At 66.8% G+C, this 14,618-nt stretch carries 18 protein-coding genes; 7 read left to right on the top strand and 11 right to left on the bottom strand.

Annotated features, from left to right (window positions below; genetic code table 11):
* The first annotated feature begins 22 nt into the window (after positions 1–22).
* Both OHA70_RS03215 and OHA70_RS03210 read left to right on the top strand, forming a co-directional pair.
* Positions 23–1,534: a phospholipase D family protein gene (locus OHA70_RS03215; RefSeq protein WP_328328318.1), complete on the top strand. Its 1,512-nt coding sequence runs from the start codon at positions 23–25 to the stop codon at positions 1,532–1,534.
* Between the two features lie 30 nt (positions 1,535–1,564).
* The gene (locus tag OHA70_RS03210; RefSeq protein ID WP_328328316.1) at positions 1,565–2,467 is read left to right on the top strand and encodes an aminoglycoside phosphotransferase family protein; all 903 of its coding nucleotides are present in this window, start codon (positions 1,565–1,567) and stop codon (positions 2,465–2,467) included.
* A gap of 118 nt (positions 2,468–2,585) precedes the next feature.
* Here the strand turns inward: OHA70_RS03210 and OHA70_RS03205 are convergent, their stop codons facing one another.
* Entirely contained in the window at positions 2,586–3,305 is a 720-nt protein-coding gene (locus tag OHA70_RS03205) for a nucleotidyltransferase domain-containing protein (RefSeq protein ID WP_328328314.1), read from the bottom strand.
* A gap of 138 nt (positions 3,306–3,443) precedes the next feature.
* On the opposite strand from OHA70_RS03205, the gene OHA70_RS03200 reads away from it, so the two are divergent.
* Positions 3,444–5,468 (top strand): copper-translocating P-type ATPase, encoded by a 2,025-nt coding sequence (locus OHA70_RS03200; RefSeq protein ID WP_328328312.1) that lies wholly within the window; start codon positions 3,444–3,446, stop codon positions 5,466–5,468.
* A gap of 32 nt (positions 5,469–5,500) precedes the next feature.
* On the opposite strand, the gene OHA70_RS03195 is transcribed toward OHA70_RS03200, so the two are convergent.
* Positions 5,501–6,208: a DinB family protein gene (locus OHA70_RS03195; RefSeq protein WP_328328310.1), complete on the bottom strand. Its 708-nt coding sequence runs from the start codon at positions 6,206–6,208 to the stop codon at positions 5,501–5,503.
* A gap of 44 nt (positions 6,209–6,252) precedes the next feature.
* Entirely contained in the window at positions 6,253–7,251 is a 999-nt protein-coding gene (locus OHA70_RS03190; protein ID WP_328328308.1) for a zinc-dependent alcohol dehydrogenase family protein, read from the bottom strand.
* A 64-nt stretch (positions 7,252–7,315) separates the two neighbouring features.
* On the opposite strand from OHA70_RS03190, the gene OHA70_RS03185 reads away from it, so the two are divergent.
* Complete coding sequence (locus tag OHA70_RS03185; RefSeq protein WP_328328306.1) at positions 7,316–7,642, top strand: ArsR/SmtB family transcription factor; 327 nt, start codon at positions 7,316–7,318, stop codon at positions 7,640–7,642.
* Here the strand turns inward: OHA70_RS03185 and OHA70_RS03180 are convergent.
* Both OHA70_RS03180 and OHA70_RS03175 read right to left on the bottom strand, forming a co-directional pair.
* A complete protein-coding gene (locus tag OHA70_RS03180) occupies positions 7,614–8,576 on the bottom strand; it encodes an alpha/beta fold hydrolase (RefSeq protein ID WP_328328304.1) in 963 nt (320 codons plus the stop codon). The two genes, OHA70_RS03185 and OHA70_RS03180, sit on opposite strands and share 29 nt — an antisense overlap.
* Positions 8,577–8,666: 90 nt before the next feature.
* A complete protein-coding gene (locus OHA70_RS03175; protein WP_328328301.1) occupies positions 8,667–8,822 on the bottom strand; it encodes a hypothetical protein in 156 nt (51 codons plus the stop codon).
* A 55-nt stretch (positions 8,823–8,877) separates the two neighbouring features.
* Here OHA70_RS03175 and OHA70_RS03170 point away from each other — a divergent pair, with 55 nt between their 5' ends.
* Entirely contained in the window at positions 8,878–9,498 is a 621-nt protein-coding gene (locus OHA70_RS03170) for a histidine phosphatase family protein (protein WP_328328300.1), read from the top strand.
* Positions 9,491–9,805 (top strand): nucleoside triphosphate pyrophosphohydrolase, encoded by a 315-nt coding sequence (locus tag OHA70_RS03165; RefSeq protein ID WP_328328298.1) that lies wholly within the window; start codon positions 9,491–9,493, stop codon positions 9,803–9,805. The genes OHA70_RS03170 and OHA70_RS03165 overlap by 8 nt, the downstream gene beginning before the upstream one ends.
* Before the next feature lie 14 nt (positions 9,806–9,819).
* Here OHA70_RS03165 and OHA70_RS03160 read toward each other — a convergent pair whose 3' ends face one another.
* Positions 9,820–10,029 carry a hypothetical protein gene (locus tag OHA70_RS03160; protein ID WP_328328296.1) on the bottom strand — a complete coding sequence of 70 codons (210 nt, stop codon included), beginning with the start codon at positions 10,027–10,029 and terminating at the stop codon, positions 9,820–9,822.
* Between the two features lie 5 nt (positions 10,030–10,034).
* On the bottom strand, positions 10,035–10,340 hold the full coding sequence (locus OHA70_RS03155; RefSeq protein ID WP_328328294.1) for a hypothetical protein: 306 nt from the start codon (positions 10,338–10,340) through the stop codon (positions 10,035–10,037).
* Between the two features lie 100 nt (positions 10,341–10,440).
* Between OHA70_RS03155 and OHA70_RS03150 the strand changes: the two genes are divergently transcribed.
* The gene (locus OHA70_RS03150) at positions 10,441–10,971 is read left to right on the top strand and encodes a DinB family protein (RefSeq protein WP_328328292.1); all 531 of its coding nucleotides are present in this window, start codon (positions 10,441–10,443) and stop codon (positions 10,969–10,971) included.
* A 143-nt stretch (positions 10,972–11,114) separates the two neighbouring features.
* Here OHA70_RS03150 and OHA70_RS03145 read toward each other — a convergent pair whose 3' ends face one another.
* From OHA70_RS03145 to OHA70_RS03130, 4 genes are read right to left on the bottom strand one after another with little or no spacing between them, the layout of a single operon-like run.
* Positions 11,115–12,104 (bottom strand): protein phosphatase 2C domain-containing protein, encoded by a 990-nt coding sequence (locus OHA70_RS03145; RefSeq protein ID WP_328328290.1) that lies wholly within the window; start codon positions 12,102–12,104, stop codon positions 11,115–11,117.
* The gene (locus tag OHA70_RS03140) at positions 12,101–12,781 is read right to left on the bottom strand and encodes a vWA domain-containing protein (RefSeq protein WP_328328288.1); all 681 of its coding nucleotides are present in this window, start codon (positions 12,779–12,781) and stop codon (positions 12,101–12,103) included. Before OHA70_RS03140 ends, OHA70_RS03145 begins: the two co-directional genes overlap by 4 nt.
* Positions 12,782–12,813: 32 nt before the next feature.
* Positions 12,814–14,211: a hypothetical protein gene (locus tag OHA70_RS03135; RefSeq protein ID WP_328328286.1), complete on the bottom strand. Its 1,398-nt coding sequence runs from the start codon at positions 14,209–14,211 to the stop codon at positions 12,814–12,816.
* Between the two features lie 10 nt (positions 14,212–14,221).
* Positions 14,222–14,572: a hypothetical protein gene (locus tag OHA70_RS03130; protein ID WP_328328284.1), complete on the bottom strand. Its 351-nt coding sequence runs from the start codon at positions 14,570–14,572 to the stop codon at positions 14,222–14,224.
* Positions 14,573–14,618: the final 46 nt, after the last annotated feature.

Below are 14,618 nucleotides of genomic sequence, written 5' to 3'. Positions count from 1 at the left end.
TCGGCTGGGGTACCTGGGGTGGATGAGTGATTGGTTTTTGACGGCTGAGGAGCGGGGTAATCGGGCGACCGATATCGACAGTGCGTGGACGGACGGCAACTCGGTGAAGTTGCTGGTGCATGGGGCCGTTTATTTTCGGCGGTTGTATGACGAGTTGTGTGCGTTGGGGGAGGGGGACCGGGTCTACTTCACGGATTGGCGTGGGGATGCGGATGAGGTGCTGTACGAGGGTGGGCCGTCCGTTGGTGAGGTGCTTTGTGATCTTGCCAAGGCGGGGGTGGAGGTTCGGGGGTTGTTGTGGCGGTCGCATTCGGATCATGTGCAGTTCAATGCTCAGCAGAATCAGCGGCTGGGGACCGAGCTGAACGAGGCCGGGGCGGAGGTGCTGCTGGATCAGCGGGTGCGGCGGTTGGCTTCGCATCATCAGAAGATGTTCGTGATTCGCCATCGGGGTGAGGCAGCGAAGGATGTCGCGTTCGTTGGTGGGATCGATCTGAGTCACCAACGGCGTGACGACGCGAAGCATCTCGGGGATCCGCAGCAGGCGCCGATGGATCCGCGGTACGGGAAGCAGACGCCGTGGCATGACGCGACGCTGGAGTTGCGCGGGCCGGTTGTTGGGGATGTGCTCCGGACTTTTGTCGAGCGGTGGGACGATCCGCATCCGCTGGACCGGCGTACGCCGTACCGGATACTCGTGCAGCGGAAGGCTGATATGCCGCGGCATCCGTCGAAGTTGCCGGAGACGTTTCCTGATCCGCCGGCGGCTGGGCAGCACGCGGTACAGGTGTTGCGGACGTTCGGGCACAAGCATCCGCCGTTCCGCTTCGCGCCGAAGGGGGAGTACAGCATCGCGCGGGCTTATCGGAAGGCGTTCGGGCGGGCGCGGCGGCTGATCTACCTCGAGGACCAGTACCTGTGGTCGTCGGTGGTAGCCGAGGGGTTGTGTGAGGCGTTGGAGCGGTCGCCGGAGTTGCGGGTGATCGCGGTGGTGCCGCGGTACCCGGATGCCGACGGGCGGTTCAGCGGGCCGCCGGCCCGGTACGGGCAACTGCAGGCGCTCGATATGTTGCATGCCGCAGCGCCAGATCGCTTTGCTGTGTACGACCTGGAGAACGACGCCGGTACGCCGATCTACGTGCACGCGAAGGTGTGTGTGGTGGACGACGAGTGGTTCACGTGTGGGTCGGACAACTTCAATCGGCGCTCGTGGACCAACGACAGCGAGCTGACGTGTGCCGTGGTCGGCGACGGGCTGGCGCGGTCGGTACGGGAGGAGCTGTGGTCGGAGCATTTGGGAGCCGAGCCCGAACTTGACCCGGTAAAGGGTTTTGAGCAGTGGAAGGCCGCAGCGGAGGCGCTGGACTCCTGGCATGCGGGTGGCGAGGTGGGGCCGCGGCCGGCGGGGCAGCTTCGGCGGCATGAGCCGGTGCCGGTCGGGCGGGTGGCGAGGGTGTGGGCGCGGCCGCTCTACGACCATGTCTATGACCCCGACGGGCGGCCGCGGCGGATGCGGCGGCGAAATTCGTTCTGAGAATCGCGCTGCCTGGGCTTGGATGAGGTCATGGGCAGGATGCATGCGAACGAGGCGCTGATCGACGACGAGCTGCTACTGCGCTTGGTGGCGGGCCAGTTTCCGCAGTGGAGCGGGTTGCCGGTGAGCGAGATCCCGTCGAGCGGGACGGTCAATGCGATGTACCGGCTGGGCGACTCGCTGACCGTACGGCTGCCGCGGATCGCGGGTGGGGTGTCGGACATCGAGAAGGAGTTCGAGTGGTTGCCGCGGCTGGCGCCGTTGCTGCCGGTACGGATTCCGACGCCGATCGCGTTGGGGGAACCGGCCGACGGGTATCCGTGGCCGTGGCTGGTGCAGGAGTGGATCCCGGGGTCCATCGCGGTTGCCGGCGAGGTGCGCGAGCCGGTCGGGTTGGCGGAAGATCTGGCTTCGTTTGTGCGTGCATTCCGGGCGGTCGACCTACCAGGTGGGCCGGCGGCGTATCGGGGTGGGCCGTTGTCGTCGCAGAACGAGGAGACTCGGAAGGCGCTCGTGCAGCTTGAGGGGTGGATTGATACGGGGATTGCGTTGGCTGCTTGGGAATCGGCGTTGGCCGCGACTCCGCCAACCTCGCTGAGCTGGGTGCATGCCGATCTGATGCCGTCCAACCTGCTGGTTACCGACGAGGGAAGGGTAGCGGCGGTGATCGACTTCGCGACAGCGGGAGTCGGGGATCCGGCCTGCGACCTGATCCCGGCGTGGAATCTGCTCCCCGCGGCCGGACGCCACGTCTATCGCGAGGCGCTGGAGGTTGACGACGACGCCTGGGTGCGTGGTTGCGGCCGGGCGTTGTCGATGGCGCTCATCCAGCTCCCGTACTACCGCAACACCAACCCCGGCATCGCCGCCAACGCCCAGCACGTGATCAACGAGGTGATTGCCAACTTAAGCGTCCCGCCCGACAGGAAGTAGTCGGCAGGCGGGCCGGGCGCCAGGCTCACCAGGGCCTCGGTCGGGTGCTGAACGGGCACTACCTCCTGTCGAGCGGGACGAAGCCAGGCGTCCAGCTCCGACTTCGGCGATGGCTGAGTCAGTCGCCAGAGAGGTGGTAGCCGGCGAAAAGGCGGCCGCCGTACGGCTCGAGGATTGTGTCGACGGCGGTGATCATCGCCGCTGAGTTGCCGTCGGCGGCTGCGCGGACGGCGGCGGGGAGGGCTGTTGCGTAGTCGGTGGTGTGCGTTGCGTCGTAGGCGGCGAGTTCGCGCAGGAGGCCCTTGCCGGTGCCGGCCCAGTGGTTCGCGCCGGTCAGTAGGAGGGTGGCGGCTTCCTGCCAGAGGACGGAGGCGACAACGGTCCGCACATCGTTGCTGTTGGCACCGATCAGGTCTTCGAGGAGATCGCTGATCTTGTACCTGAGCATGTCGATGTCCTGGCGTGGCAGCGGCGGCGGGCCGGCCAGGAGTTGGGCTTTGCCGGTCGCTTGGAGGCGGGCGCCGGAGCCGTCGGTGTCGAGGAGGACGATCGTCTCGCCGACCAGGCGCATCATCGACGGTTGGCGCCGTTGGCGGTCCTTGTCGCAGTAGTGGGCGAGGGAGGCCTCGGTGTGCACGAAGAGTTCGACCGGCCAATCGGCGTACCGGATGGACTCGCGTAGCGGTGCGGGCGGGCCGGGGAGGAGGACGGTGATGTCGAGGTCCGAGGTGGCCGTGGCGGCGCCTCGGGCAATACTGCCGCCGAGCCAGGCGGCGCGTGCCTGCGGATATCGCTCCTCGACCAGTCGCCGAGCGGTCTGTGTCGCTTCCTCGATCATCCGCACAGTCTCACGGGTGGTGGAGGCGATCTCCAGCAAATTTGTCGCGGGTGGGAATAGGGCGCGGGGGTGCCGGGTTGCCGAGGTCATACCCCATGGGGGTATGTTTGAGGTGCTGGGGAACCGATGGAGGTCAAGATGAGCCACGAGCACGTGGGGCAGCATGAGCACGGCGGGCACGCTGGGCATGGGGATCATGCGGCGCAGTTCAAGGACCGGTTCTGGATCAGTCTGGGGCTGGCCGTGCCGGTGGTGTTCTTCAGCGAGATGTTCTCGGATCTGCTGGGCTACAGCCGGCCGGACTTCGCCGGCGCCGACCTGATCGCGCCGATCATCGGCACGATCATCTTCCTGTACGGCGGGCAGCCGTTCCTGCGCGGTGGGTGGAGTGAGATCAAGTCCCGGCAGCCGGGGATGATGCTGCTGATCTCGATGGCGATCTCGGTCGCGTTCGCGGCGTCCTGGGTGACGACGCTCGGGATCGGCGGATTCGACCTGGACTTCTGGTGGGAGCTCGCGCTGCTGATCGTGATCATGCTGCTCGGGCACTGGCTGGAGATGCGGGCGCTCGGCGCCGCCTCCGGTGCGCTCGACGCATTGGCCGCGCTTCTGCCAGACACCGCCGAGAAGGTCACCGCCGACGGCGTCGTCGAAGTTGCTCTGAGCAACCTCTCCGAGGGTGACGTCGTCCTGGTCCGCTCCGGCGGTCGGGTGCCCGCCGACGGCCAAGTGGTCGCCGGCCAGGCCGAGGTCGACGAGTCGATGATCACCGGCGAGTCCCGCCCGGTACTCCGCGCCGTCGGCGACCAGGTCGTCGCCGGTACCGTCGCCACCGACAGCGCCCTGCGTGTCCAGATCACCGCCGTCGGCGAAAACACCGCCCTGGCAGGGATTCAGCGCCTGGTCGCAGAAGCACAGGCCTCGACATCGCGAGCCCAGGCACTCGCCGATCGCGCGGCCGCGTTCCTCTTCTACTTCGCCTCCAGCGCAGGCGTCATCACGTTCCTGGTCTGGAGCCTGCTGGGCAAGCTGGACGAAGCGGTCACCAGGACCGTGACCGTACTGGTGATCGCCTGCCCGCACGCCCTCGGGCTAGCCATCCCGCTGGTGATCGCGATCTCGACCGAGCGTGCGGCGAGGGCCGGAGTACTGGTCAAGAACCGGTTGGCGCTGGAGCGGATGCGGACGATCGACGTGGTCCTGTTCGACAAGACGGGCACGCTGACGAAGGGCGAGCCGGCCGTCACCGGGGTTGCGGCGGTTTCCCTTGCTGACAACGAGTTGCTGGCCATTGCGGCGGCGGTTGAGTCGGACAGCGAGCATCCGTTGGCCAAGGCGATCGTACGGGCTTCGGTGGAGGCTGGTGGGGAGGCTTTGAAGGCAGCTGAGTTCAGGTCGCTGACTGGGCGTGGGGTCGAGGCTGTTGTTGACGGCGCTCGCGTTTCGGTCGGCGGACCTGCGTTGCTGCGCGAGTCCGGAGTACAGGTTCCTGCTTCGTTGGAGGGCAGGATCGAGGAGTGGAAGGCGCGTGGGGCGGCGGTACTTCAGGTGGTTCGTGAGGGTGAGGTTCTCGGCGCGGTTGCGTTGGAGGATGAGGTCCGGCTCGAGTCGCGGCAGGCTGTTGATGCGCTGCACAAGCGTGGCGTGAAGGTCGCGATGATCACTGGGGATGCGCATCAGGTGGCCGACGCGGTGGCGGCTGAGCTGGGGATCGATGAGGTGTTCTCGGAGGTACTGCCGCATGACAAGGACGCCAAGGTGGCCGAGTTGCAGGCGCGCGGGCTGAAGGTGGCGATGGTCGGTGACGGCGTGAACGATGCGCCGGCGCTGGCTCGGGCCGAGGTGGGGATCGCGATCGGCGCCGGTACGGATGTCGCGATCGAGTCGGCGGGCGTCGTACTGGCCGCGGACGATCCGCGGGCGGTGTTGTCGGTGATCGATCTGTCGAAGGCGAGCTACCGCAAGATGTGGCAGAACCTGGTCTGGGCTACCGGCTACAACGTGATCGCTGTGCCACTGGCGGCGGGTGTCCTGGCCTTTGCCGGGATTGTGTTGTCGCCTGCGGCGGGCGCAGTACTGATGTCGCTGTCGACGATCGTTGTCGCCCTCAATGCGCAGTTGCTGCGCCGGCTGAATCTGTCGCCAGAACGGTTGACATCATAGCGTGTCCTGACCCAGCTCAGTCCTCCCGTCGATCAGTTCGCGGCGGCGAGGACGGCCAGGTCGCGTTCGGCGTACAGGCGGTGCTGGTACTCCTCGTTGATCGTGATGAGCAGGCATTCGCGGACCGGGTAGCTGATCGGGCGGGGCCAGCCTTGGGTTGTGGTGACGGGCGTGGTGTCGGCGGCGAGTTGCTCGTCGGTGAGCTGGTCGACGTACTGGCGGACGGTGGCCATCCGGTCCTGGCGGAGGGCCAGGGCTTCGTCGAGGGAGGGTCGGGCGGTGCGGTCGCGCGGTACGCCGGGGGTGTCGGCCATCTCGTCCCACGGGAGGTCGAGGGGGTGCCAAGGGGTTGGGTCGCCGAGGATCGCGCGGCGGATCCAGGCGTCGGTGGCGAAGGCGAGGTGGCGGAGCGTCTCAATGAACGACCATTCGCCGTCGACGCTCTCGTGCAGGAGCGCTGGTGGCAGGGCGCGGGCGCGTTGAGTGGTTTCGGTCCAGCGGCGCTCGAGCAGGTCCCACGCCTCGCGGAAGCCGTCGGCGTCGGCCGGGCGCATCTTGATCCGGTCGGGGTCGCGCCGATCGAGCTCGGCGTCGATCAGCGCGCCGACCTCGACTCCGTTGATGGTCAGGTTCTGGATGTCGCCGGTGATCTCGACGTCGCACAGCTCCGCGCCGATCAACCGCACCTTGCGCAGAAAGGCTCCGCGCACCTGAACATCCTCCAACACCAAGCCGGTCATACCTTGCACGCTAGAGCATGACCCGGACGTTCCCCGTCCGCGAATCAGTGCGAGACGGTGACAACAAGTTTGCCGATGTGGGTGTTGGATTCGAGGTGTTTGTGGGCCTGGACGATGGTGTCGAGGGTGAACAGGCGGTCGACGGTGGGTTTGAACGCGCCGCTTCGGAGACCGCTGGTGACGAAGGCTGTTGCGCGGCGTAGGCGTTCTGGGTTTCGGGTGATCTCGTGGACTGTGTAGGTGCGCAGGTTGAGGGCGGGCATGCCGAGATCGAATCCCGGGTACGGCGTCGGCTGGCCGCTCGCGGCGCCCCAGAGGAGGAGGGTGCCGTCCGGCGCGACGGCTCGCGCCAGGTCGGCGACGCCTGGACCGGCCACGGCATCGAAGATGTACTCCGCTCCGCGTCCGTCCGTGAGGGCGAGGATGGTGCCCGCGACATCGTCTTCGTCCGAGACGATTACCTCGGCGGCGCCCTCGTCGAGTAGGCGTTGGCGTTTGGTGGTGGTGCGGGTGATGGCGATGGGGGTTGCGCCTAGGCGGTTGGCTGTGTGGATGGCGGCTAGGCCGACGCTGCTTGAGGCGGCGTTGATGACGACGACGTCGCCGGGGCGGACGTGGGCGATCTCGGCCATCGCGCCGTACGCGGTCAGGTACGGCATCCACACCGCTGCACCTGAGACGGCGTCGACGGAGTCGGGGCGGGGGATGAGGGCGGTCGCGGGGGCCAGTGCGCGTTCGGCGTACAGGGGGTAGTCGTTCTGGGAGAAGTTCGGGATGACGCTGACCGGCTGGCCGATCGTGAAGCCGGTGATGCCGGGGCCGAGGGCTTCGATGACGCCGGCTGCTTCGCTGCCGAGGCCGGCGGGGAACTGCTTGACCGACTCGATGTAGTGGCCGCTGCGGAACAGTACGTCCGCGCGGTTGAGACCGATCGCGTCGATGCGGAGCAGGACCTCGCCAGGGCCAGGTTGCCCCGGGTCGAGGTCGTGCAGCTGCAGTACGTCGGGGCCGCCGGTGGTGTGGAAGCGCACGGTCGTCGTCATGGACCCAGTCAAGGCGGTAGTTTGAAGGCTGTCAAACTATGATGAGTGTCGTACTATCGGAGTCATGGCACGTGCGCCGCAGCATCCCGAGGTGTCCGAGTTCGAGCTCCAGCAGGTGCTGGAGGCGGTCGTCGACCCGGTCCGCCGGAGCATCGTCGAGCAGCTCGACGCGGCGGGGCACGACATCAAGTGCGGCGACTTCGACATCGCGGTGCACAAGTCGACGGCCACGCATCACTTCAAGGTCCTGCGCGAGGCGGGCCTGATCCGCCAGTACTACCTGGGGACCTCCCGCCTCAACGCACTCCGCCGCGACGACCTGGATCAAGCCTTCCCAGGGCTGCTGGACGCGCTCACGGGCGCTAGCCGAGGAACGCTGTCAGCTCGCTGATCACTGCCTGCGGGTTCTCCTCGGCGAGGAAGTGGCCGGTACCGGGGACCTTGTGAACCCGTACGTCGGTGCCCTGGCCGGACCAGACAGCTTGGTTGGACTCGAAGCTGTACTCCGAGGTCAGGCCGAGGAACGGCGCCGTGATCTTGCCGTAGGTGGCGAAGTCGACGACATCCTGGTGGAAGGCCTGGTACCACGCGTTGCCGGCGCGGATCGCGTCCGGACCGGCGTACGCGTGGGCGTAGACGCGGCGGGACAGCTCGTCGATGGCTGACGGGTCGGGCGGGAAGGCGTCCATGAAGTAGTCGACGATGTACCGCGACCGGCCGGTGATCAGCTTCTCGGGCAGGCTCTGGACCTGGTTGAACGCGAACCACCACAGGCTGAAGCCCTGCCCGGGTCGGACCAGCAGCGGCAGGTCGTAGATCGACGGATCGGGGTGGCCGACGTCCATCAGCATGAGCTTGCGGGTCGCCGCACGGTGGTTGACCGCGAAGCTGTGCGCGACCATTGCGCCGATGTCGTGGCCGGCGATGTTGACCGAGTCGTAGCCGAGATGGCGGATCAGGTCGTGGACGTTGCCGGCCATCGTCTTCTTGTCGTATCCGTCCGCGGGCTTGGCTGATCCGCCCATCCCGCGCAGGTCGACGGCTATCACCGTGTAGCGCTTTGCCAACGCAGGCAGGATTTTGTTGTACGACCACCAGGTCTGCGGCCAGCCGGGCAGCAGTACCAGAGGCTCACCGCGCCCACCGATGACGTAGTGCTGACCCTTCGCGTACTTGCTCCGCAGGCCCAATTTCCGTGCCAGTGCCGCGTCCGACGGCACGCCGCTTGTGCCCGTGGCCTCCGCTGTCGTGGCCGACCCGGTAACCCCAGCCGCTACGGCCGCCCCAGCCCCAAGCGCGAGCAACCGCCTCCGGTCCATCTCCATCTCGCCCCACCCCTCGCCAGGCAGCCCCGCGGATCGACACCGCCGTCCAGGCACACTAAATGCCCCATGGGTCACGCCCCGGCTGATCAGTCACTCGTCAGCGAGGGTGACCGTCTCGGTAGTCGAACCGTCCGCATTCGTGACGGTTTCGCGGCGGAGAGTGGCGCCTGGCGGCAGTTCAGGATCCCACGGCCAGCTTGGCGGTGGTACCGGGTCTGGGTGCGGGTCGAACTCGGGATCAACCATCTCTCGGTCTCCTGCCTCGGGTTGTGTGAGTATCGCAAGAGCGAAGGAGGCCGGAATGTCCGCTACTCGTTACCTGTACCTCGCCCGGCACGGCGAGGCGTTGCCGGACCAGAGCGGGTTGACGGCGAAGGGTCGCCGCCAGGCGGAGCTCCTCGGCAAGCGGCTGCGGGACGTGCCGTTCGCGGCGTTCCACCACAGTCCGTTGCCACGCGCAGTACAGACTGCTGGATTGGTCAGTGGGCAACTGCGGGCAGGTGTTCCGCCGGAGGTTTCCGAGGCCGCCGGTGACTACCTCCCTGCCGCGCCGAAGGCTGGCGAAGTACCGGCCGAATACGCCGACTTCATCCGCAACGTACTGGCTCAGTTCACACCCGATGAGCTGCGCGACGGCCCTCTACTCGCCCGCCAGGCTCTGGAACTCTTCACCGGCCCAGCCGACGGCCCTAGCGATCGGCACGACCTACTAGTCACCCACAACTTCCTGGTGGCGTATCTCGTGAGCGTGGCCCTGGGTGCCCCAGGCTGGCGCTGGCTCTCCCTCAACCACTGCAACGCCGCCCTGACAGTCCTCCGCTACACCCCCGGCCGTCCTCCAACGGCCCTTGTTTACAACGACATGCGCCACCTAACGAAGGACCTCCGCTGGACCGGCTTCCCACCCGAGTCCCATGTCTGACGGCAAGCTGGTCAGGGACCGGATCCCGGACATCATCCGCGCCAACGGCGAAGAGCCGATCACCTATCAGGCCGACCCGGCCGAGTACCGCCAAAGACTCCGCGCCAAGCTCCTCGAAGAGGTCAACGAGTTCCTGACCGCCGACGACGGAGCAGCCATCGAGGAACTGGCGGACGTACTGGAGGTCGTCTACGCTTTGGCCGCCGACCTAGACACCGACCGGCCGACCCTGGAGCAGCTCCGCCAAGCCAAAGCAACCGAGAGAGGCACCTTCGCCGCTCGCCTGGTGTGGCTCGGCACCCGCTGACCGCCTGCCTTCGTCTAGCCGCGCTCCTGCAGGATGAGGCTGTCGCCGTCGTACCAGCCGACCGTGTCGACCTGGGTCAGCACACCGGGCGATCTCTCGAGGAAGGTGATGACCTGGTTGGCGGCCGCTACCGATTCGTCGTGCCGGGAGGGCAGTACCTGCAGGCCAACCACAGCGGTCGCAGTCGCCAGTCCGAGAACGGCGGATCCGGCCAAACGCAGCATCAGAGCTATCGGTTGGTCGTCCAGTACTCCCAGCGGGTGCGCAACTCGGGTAGGAGAGTTCGCAGGTACTCCGCGGCCTCCGCGTCGGTGGTCAACGGAAGGGGGAGTTGGACCGCGTACGTGCCCCAGCGGCCGTTCGGGTCGGGGGCGATCGACTCTTCGAAGTACGAAGGCGATCCCGTCTCCCAGATCAGCGTTCCAACGCTTCCGTCGGGAGCGGTGACCCAGGCGTCGCCGCAGTGGTCGTAACTCACGAACATGCCCAGGGTGAAGCCGTCGACGACTGCCTCGGGATACCCGTGCTCGTCCATTGATGCAGCGTATTCCAGCTACCCGACGGGGCCTCGAACTCGTGTGGAGATTTTCGAGTAGAGGTCAGGAGCTGGCCGCTACTGTGCTTACGCTGAAGGCATGACTACGAACGAGCGGATCTCGACCGGCGAGCGCGACGACATTCTGGACTTTCTTGGCAAGCATCGGTACTTCCTGCGGCACACCGCCGAGGGGCTGACCGACGAGCAGGCGAACACTCGCAGCACCGTCAGCGAGTTGACGATCGGTGGGTTGATCAAGCACGTGACCGCGGTCGAGAAGAAGTGGGCCGAGTTCGCGGTCACAGGTGGTGGCGAGGAGGTACCGGCGGAGATCGAGTTCACGCCGGAGCTGATCGCGGAGTGGGAGAACCAGTTCCGCCTTACCGAGGGGGAGACGCTGGCCGGCGTACTAGCTGAGTACGAGAAGGTCGCGGCGGCCACCGACGAGCTGGTCCGCACGCTCGACCTCAACGCCAGCTACGAACTCCCGGCCGCGCCGTGGCAGCCGCCGGGCGTCTTCTGGTCGGTCCGCCGAGTCTTCATGCACATCACCGCCGAAACCGCCCAGCACGCCGGCCACGCAGACATCATTCGCGAAACGATCGACGGCCAGAAGACGATGGGCTGACCGGACTGGTACGGGCGGCGAACCGTGCTCATCCCCGCACTCCTGACCGGGCTGACGGCCGCGTCGATCTTCGCCGTTGTAGTTGCCTCCGGCATCCTCCTAGCCTCCCCACTACTCCTACGCATCTCCCCAAAGCTCGCGCGTTAGTCGACCGGCGGCTCGGCGGCGCTTTCCTTGGTTCTCCACACGACTACTGCCGTTCGGTCGTCGTGCGAGCCCTGTCGGCGGTACCGAAGGCTGTCGGCCATGGCATAGGGCCCGACAGGCAGTCGCCACTCTTGGGCGAGCCACTCCCGCAGGCTGGTGGAGTTCCGCAGGTCCGTCGCGAGTCCGTCGGTGGTCAGCACGATCTGGCTGTCGCCGCCGGTGCGGACCTCCTCAGGCTCGGGCGCGCCCTTTCCCGGTAGTAGCGCGGTCACGATGTTGAGGGCCGCGTCGTCATGCTGGAACAGCTCGCTGATGGCGCCATCAGACGTCAGTACGAACGCGGACACATCCCCGACGCGCGCGATGTCGACGACGTCCTCGCCGGCCTCGTCGAATACGGCGACAGCACCAACGAACGAGATGTCCTCGCTGTGCAGACCGTAGTTGTTCTCGGCGGTTGTGCTGGTCAGGGCGGCTGCCTGTACCAGGTACTCGGCCGCGGTGCAGTCCGTCGTACCGGCCAGGGCCGTCGCATGCTCGCAGAAGATCCGGGCCCCGACCTGCGAAGCGCGGCGCGAGCCGAGACCGTCGGCGATCGCTACGACCAGCCGGCCTTCGGGCGTCAGGACGAAGTCGTACGCGTCTTGGCGCGGCTCGCCCTTGATGAGGTGCGCGGTACCCGCCTGGGATGCCGCCCCGACATGGAAGGGGCCCACGCTCAGTCCGTCGAGAGCTACCGTCGGCGTGCGATGTGTCACCCCAGGGCTGAGGTGCAGCAGGGGCAGCGGCCTCACCTTGCCGATGAACGGCGCAGACGTCGGCAGGTCATGGGTTTCCGGGTCGCGGTCAGGTTGCGCCGATGCCTGGGCTGATGACTGGGCCGATGATTCAGCCGGCGGCTCGGTCGACTGGATCTGCGGCGCGGTCGCCTGCTGATCCGGCGCATCCGATGGCGACTCGATGCGCTCGTCCTGGCCGGCGGTCACAGCGACATCTTCGGTAGCGGCGTGAAGAGCTCGCTCGGCGCGTCGATGTGCAGACCGTCGGCCTGGTTCGGATCGTGGAAGCTCCGCGAGGTCGTGCGGATGCTGCTGATCAGCGCGTTGATGATCTCCTTGACGGCGACGGCCGGATCGGTGTCCTTGGCCATGAACGCGAAGCGGGTCGCGATCTCCTTCAGCGGCTCCACCTTGGCCTCGCCCAGACCGAAAGACACCACCTCCGGGGCGAGCTTCCAGTTCGGGTCCTTCAACTCCGACAGTGCCTGCCGGTAGTCCTCCCGGGCAATGTGCTCGCCATCGCTCATGAAGAACACCACCGGCCGGTAGAACGGCGTACCTTTCGGCATCGAGCGCAGACCGCTGTCGATGGCGGACTTGGCCTCGCGGAAACCGGCCGCGAAGTTCGTGCCGCTCTCGACCATGACCTCGGGGATACTCGCGTCCGCCAGGTCACAGAGCGGGATGACGGTCCTGGCGACGTCCGAGAACGTCACCAGCGCGACCCGCGCGATCTCGCCGACCGTCGGATCCGAGAGCATCGCCTTCTGGATCTCCGGCATGGCCGAGTTCAGGGCCTCGATCGGTCCGCCCGCCATGGACGCGCTGACGTCGACGAGCAGGAAGATCGGAAAGATTGTGTAGGACTCCGAGTTTTCAGTCATTCTATTTCTCTTTCTGCGGATTCAGGCGATGCTTATGGATTACTAATGGCCGATATGAGGCTCAGGGTGAAGAGGCCCGCGATTCCGCCGTAAACCACCAGGCTGACCATTGCCCGGGTCACTCCGGGGTACCGGGAATCAACCCGGATCAGTTGCAGGATTCCGATGATGCAATAGAGCAGTGCCACCGGTGAGAACATGACGGAGGCGAGCGCACCCTTCAGGTACCAGGCAACTCCGCCGGCCAGTGCCCGTCTGGCCACGCCGCCGCGGGGACCGGAGATGACTTCGTACGACGGGTAGGCAGGGGTGGTCGGATAGCGGTACGGGAAAGCCGGCGGCGGTGGTTGGGGAACAAACGGTCGTGGTGGCGGCGACCATTGCTGAGGCGGCGGAGTCGGCGGGGGTTGTGGAGGAGTCGGCCTGGGCTGAGGCGGCGGCTGCCGAACCGTGGACGTCGGATCCCAGGAGGTCGGCGGCAACGGAACGAACGGAGTGGCCGGCTTCGGCTTCGGCCTCGGCTTGGTGATGGCGTCGAGGGCTCGCAGTGCCTTCAGATCGAACTGTCCGCCCGGCACATAGGCACGGAGCAGCGCATCGACCCACTCCTTGGGCCGCGGCCGCTTACCGGCATCCAGCGGTGACAGGCCGCGCCGAATGAGGGCGGCGACCTCCTTGTCGAGCTGGGCCGGAATGTTGCCGGGTTCCGGCCAAGTACCGTCGGCTGCCCGGTCGAGACGACCCGGGGTGAGTAGCAGGCCGCGGTACATGGCGAGCGCGAGGCAGTACCAGTCGCTGTAATGGTCGTGCGCCTTGATCGCCCTGCTCACCACCCGCGGATCGGTCCAGCCGGCCGCCGCGACGCCCACCTGGGGTGGCGGGTCTCGCAGGACCATTCCGTCGCAGTCGATCAGGTACATGATCGGTTCCGGGGTCAGCGTCCAGGCGAGGTTCTTGGCGTTGAGATCGCCGTGCACGAGCTTCTGCGCATCGACGAACGCCAGGATCTCGGCCATCCGGAGCAGCAGCGCCATCCGTTCCTTGGTCTGCGGCGGATTGGCCCGGGACATGATCAGGAAGTCGAGGGTGCGGACGTTGCCCAGGTCGGCGTTGAACAACTCGTCGGGAATCGCGGGCAGCACGACGGCGCTGACGCCGCCCGACCGGTCGAGCACGAAGTCGACCGGCCAGTTCACCGAGGACTCCGGGGTGTCGCCGGGGCGCTTGCCGCGGGTGACCAGTACCTCTCGCCCGACCTTGATCAGCGGGTCGAGTTGTCCCAGGCTCGGTGCCTTGGACGGGCTGAAGTACCGCTTGAAGACGAAGCGCGGATCGTCGGTCCGGTGGATCGAGCCCACCCCGCCCTTGGCCAGGGTGGCCTGGTTCACCTGGTATGCGCCGTACTGGCCGCGCTCGAGATCGAATCCCATCGCCGGCTCCTCAGCTGCTACCGGTTGCTGAGACGGATTCGATTCCGCCCGACACCGGGCCCTGGTTGCCGCATGCAGGACAGGTGTACTCCGGCCAGCTGTTGTCCCAGCACCCCAGGCTCTGGCAACGGCCGCACTGGACGAAGCTGTCGGCTTTACAACTCGGACATCCGGTGTACGTCGACGCGCAGGCGAAACTGCCCGACTGCGAGCGCTGTTCGGCGGCCACCGGATTGCTCTCAGGCCGCTGTCGCGACGCCCCGACGAGCAGCCACTGCTCGTTCACCCACTCGAACCTGGCCACGCCGGGATGCCTGGTCGAGCTGCAGGTGAAGTTCACGAAGAACGGCGCGTTCACCATTGGCCCAGCCCCGATCGCGCGTGAATTTGCTCCATTTGCATCCCCT

This window comes from Kribbella sp. NBC_00382, assembly GCF_036067295.1.
Lineage (GTDB): Bacteria > Actinomycetota > Actinomycetes > Propionibacteriales > Kribbellaceae > Kribbella.
The sequence above is the reverse complement of the archived record's forward strand: the minus strand, read 5'-3'. Positions and strand labels throughout refer to the sequence as shown.

Coding starts and splice junctions, on each gene's coding strand:
- OHA70_RS03205 (WP_328328314.1), bottom strand. CDS start 3,305: ATGATCGAGGAAGCGACACAGACCGCTCGGCGACTGGTCGAGGAGCGA.
- OHA70_RS03210 (WP_328328316.1), top strand. CDS start 1,565: ATGGGCAGGATGCATGCGAACGAGGCGCTGATCGACGACGAGCTGCTA.
- OHA70_RS03175 (WP_328328301.1), bottom strand. CDS start 8,822: ATGGTTGATCCCGAGTTCGACCCGCACCCAGACCCGGTACCACCGCCA.
- OHA70_RS03180 (WP_328328304.1), bottom strand. CDS start 8,576: ATGGAGATGGACCGGAGGCGGTTGCTCGCGCTTGGGGCTGGGGCGGCC.
- OHA70_RS03195 (WP_328328310.1), bottom strand. CDS start 6,208: ATGACCGGCTTGGTGTTGGAGGATGTTCAGGTGCGCGGAGCCTTTCTG.
- OHA70_RS03190 (WP_328328308.1), bottom strand. CDS start 7,251: ATGACGACGACCGTGCGCTTCCACACCACCGGCGGCCCCGACGTACTG.
- OHA70_RS03215 (WP_328328318.1), top strand. CDS start 23: ATGAGTGATTGGTTTTTGACGGCTGAGGAGCGGGGTAATCGGGCGACC.
- OHA70_RS03160 (WP_328328296.1), bottom strand. CDS start 10,029: ATGCTGCGTTTGGCCGGATCCGCCGTTCTCGGACTGGCGACTGCGACC.
- OHA70_RS03135 (WP_328328286.1), bottom strand. CDS start 14,211: ATGGGATTCGATCTCGAGCGCGGCCAGTACGGCGCATACCAGGTGAAC.
- OHA70_RS03170 (WP_328328300.1), top strand. CDS start 8,878: ATGTCCGCTACTCGTTACCTGTACCTCGCCCGGCACGGCGAGGCGTTG.
- OHA70_RS03200 (WP_328328312.1), top strand. CDS start 3,444: ATGAGCCACGAGCACGTGGGGCAGCATGAGCACGGCGGGCACGCTGGG.
- OHA70_RS03185 (WP_328328306.1), top strand. CDS start 7,316: ATGGCACGTGCGCCGCAGCATCCCGAGGTGTCCGAGTTCGAGCTCCAG.
- OHA70_RS03140 (WP_328328288.1), bottom strand. CDS start 12,781: ATGACTGAAAACTCGGAGTCCTACACAATCTTTCCGATCTTCCTGCTC.
- OHA70_RS03155 (WP_328328294.1), bottom strand. CDS start 10,340: ATGGACGAGCACGGGTATCCCGAGGCAGTCGTCGACGGCTTCACCCTG.
- OHA70_RS03165 (WP_328328298.1), top strand. CDS start 9,491: ATGTCTGACGGCAAGCTGGTCAGGGACCGGATCCCGGACATCATCCGC.
- OHA70_RS03130 (WP_328328284.1), bottom strand. CDS start 14,572: ATGGTGAACGCGCCGTTCTTCGTGAACTTCACCTGCAGCTCGACCAGG.
- OHA70_RS03150 (WP_328328292.1), top strand. CDS start 10,441: ATGACTACGAACGAGCGGATCTCGACCGGCGAGCGCGACGACATTCTG.